Here is a 2564-nt window from a genome sequence, read left to right as displayed (position 1 = left end):
CCGGCGATGTGGTGCAGCACCAGCAGCAGCACATGCTCGTCCGGCGCCGAACGGAACAGCCGGGCACGGAACGGAACCTCCGACGACAGATCGAACGGACGCGCCGCCTCCGTGCGGACCGCCCCGTCCACGTCCTCGGCGTCCGGCGTGCCGAAGGGGAGCTCCACCGCGTCGGGAGCAGGCAGCACGTGCTGGTGCACGCGCCCGTCCTCCTCGGAGAACACCGTGCGCAGCGCTTCGTGACGGCCCACCAGGTCGGTCAGGGCCGCCGCCAGCGCGACCCGGTCCAGGTCTCCCGCCAGCCGCAACGTGTGCGCCACGTGATAGGCGGAGCCGGTGATCCGGGTGAGGTCGAGGAACCACAGACGTCGCTGAGCGGGTGACGCCGGCAGTGTCGTCGGCCGGTCGACCCGCTGCAACGCCGGCCGGGCGGCCTCCGCCGACCCGATCAGTCCGGCGAGACCCGCCACCGTGGGGCAACGGAACACGTCGCGGATCGACAGCTCCACACCGAGGACGCCCCGGACCCGCGCCGACAGGCGTGCGGCCAGCAGCGAGTGGCCGCCGATCCGGAAGAAGTCGTCGTCGACGCCCACGACGTCCCGGCCGAGCAGCTCGGCGAACACGCCGCAGAGAATCTCCTGGTGCGCGGTCCGAGGTGCCCGGTACGGAGCACTCCCGCGGAACTCGGGCTCCGGCAGGGCGCGACGGTCCACCTTGCCGTTCGGGGTCAGCGGCAGCGCCTCCAGCGGAACGAACACCGACGGCACCATGGAGTCCGGAAGTTTCGCCCGGGCGTGGGCGTGCAGTTCCGCGACATCGGGCGACCCCACCAGGTAGGCGACGAGGTGACGCTGGCCGGCCTGGTCCTCCCGTACGGTCACGAGCGCCTTCTCGACGTCCGGGTGAGCCGTCACGGTGGCTTCCACCTCGCCGAGCTCGACCCGGAAGCCGCGGATCTTGACCTGGTCGTCCGCCCGGCCGACGAACTCGAGTTCGCCGTCGGCCCTGCGGCGTGCGAGATCCCCGGTGCGGTACATCCGTGCCCCGGGCGGTCCGAACGGGCAGGCGACGAACCGCTCCGCGGTCGCCGCAGGGCGCCGCAGGTAGCCGTGCGCCAGGCCGTCGCCCGCCACGTACAGTTCGCCCACGACGCCGTGCGGCACGGGTGCCCCGGCCTCGTCGAGCAGGTGGACCTGGGTGTTGGCGAGGGGCCGTCCGATGGGCAGCACCGCCCGATCGGCGTCGGCGGGCGACACCGGGTGCGTGGTGGCGAACACCATGCTCTCCACCGGCCCGTAGCCGTGCACCAGCCGCAGCCCGGCATGCCCGCGCTGCACCGCGTGGACGTGGGCGACCGAGGGGGCCTCGCCGCCGGTCATCACCTGGCGCAGCGTGTCGAAGACCTCCGGGTGGTCGTCCGCCATCACGGCGAACAGCCCGGCGGACAACCACATCGTGGTGACCGCGTGCCTCCGCACGAGGTCCGCGATCGACAGCGGTTCCGGCGTCTGTCCCGGTGCGAGCACGCACGCCCCGCCGTGCAGCAGCGACGGCCACAGTTCCAGCGTGAGTCCGTCCCACGACACCGGGGCGCACTGCAGGGACACCTCGCCCGGGCCGAAGGCCACGTAGCCCTGCCCGAAGAAGGTGCGGACCGTCGCCCGGTGGGGTGTCGCCACACCCTTGGGCCGGCCCGTCGACCCCGAGGTGTAGAGCACGCACGCCACGTCGTCGGCCGAGACCGTCACGGCGGGCTTCCGGCCGTCCTCCGCGTGCAGCGCCTCCACGTCCCGGTCGACGCGGACCACGTCCGGGCCCTCGGGAATGCGTGTGCTCAGCGCCTCGTCGGAGACGACGGCACGGACACCGGCCTCCGACAGCACGGTGCGGGTGCGCTCGGCCGGGTGCTCGGGGTCGAGCGGCACGTAGGCCGCTCCGGCCTTGAGCGCGGCCAGGAGTGCAGTGACGAACTCCGGGCCTCGCGGCAGCAGCACCCCGACGCGGTCGCCGCGCCGCACCCCTCGGCGGAGAAGCAGCCGGGCGAGCCGGTTCGCGGACGCGTCCAGGTCCCCGAAGGTCACCGTACGGTCCGCGAAGAACAGCGCCGGGGCGTCCGGGGCGGCGGCCGCCCGCTCCTCGAACAGCTCGTGCAGGCAGCGGTCCGCGGGGTACGGGGTCGCCGCCCCCGCAGCCTCGGTCAGCAGCGCGCGGTGCTCGGCCTCCTCCAGGACGGCGACGGACCCCACCCGCAGATCCGGGTCGGCGACCACCTGCGTGAGAAGGCGGACGAACCGCTGAGCCGTGCGGTCCACGGTCTCCGCGTCGAACAGGGCGGTGGCGTACTCCAGCACTCCGTCGACCCCGCCCGGCGAACCGTCCTCGCCACGGGTCTCGGTGAGCAGGAAGGACAGGTCGAACTTCGCGGTGGAGACGGGCACGGGTGCGGAGTCGGCGTCCAGTCCTGGGAGGTCGATGTCGGTGGTGGCGTTGTTCTGGAGGACGAGCATGGTCTGGAAGAGGGGGTGGTGGGTGAGGGTGCGGGCCGGGTTGAGGTCTTCGAC

1 protein-coding gene is annotated in these 2564 nt (G+C 73.3%); it reads right to left on the bottom strand.

Features of this window, described 5'->3' with window-relative positions; translation table 11 throughout:
- Positions 1 to 2564 (bottom strand): non-ribosomal peptide synthetase (locus K304_RS0120540; protein WP_027765258.1); only part of this gene is annotated, 2564 nt, incomplete at both ends.

This window comes from Streptomyces sp. CNS606 (assembly GCF_000426325.1).
This window is presented reverse-complemented; position numbering and strand designations above follow the sequence as displayed.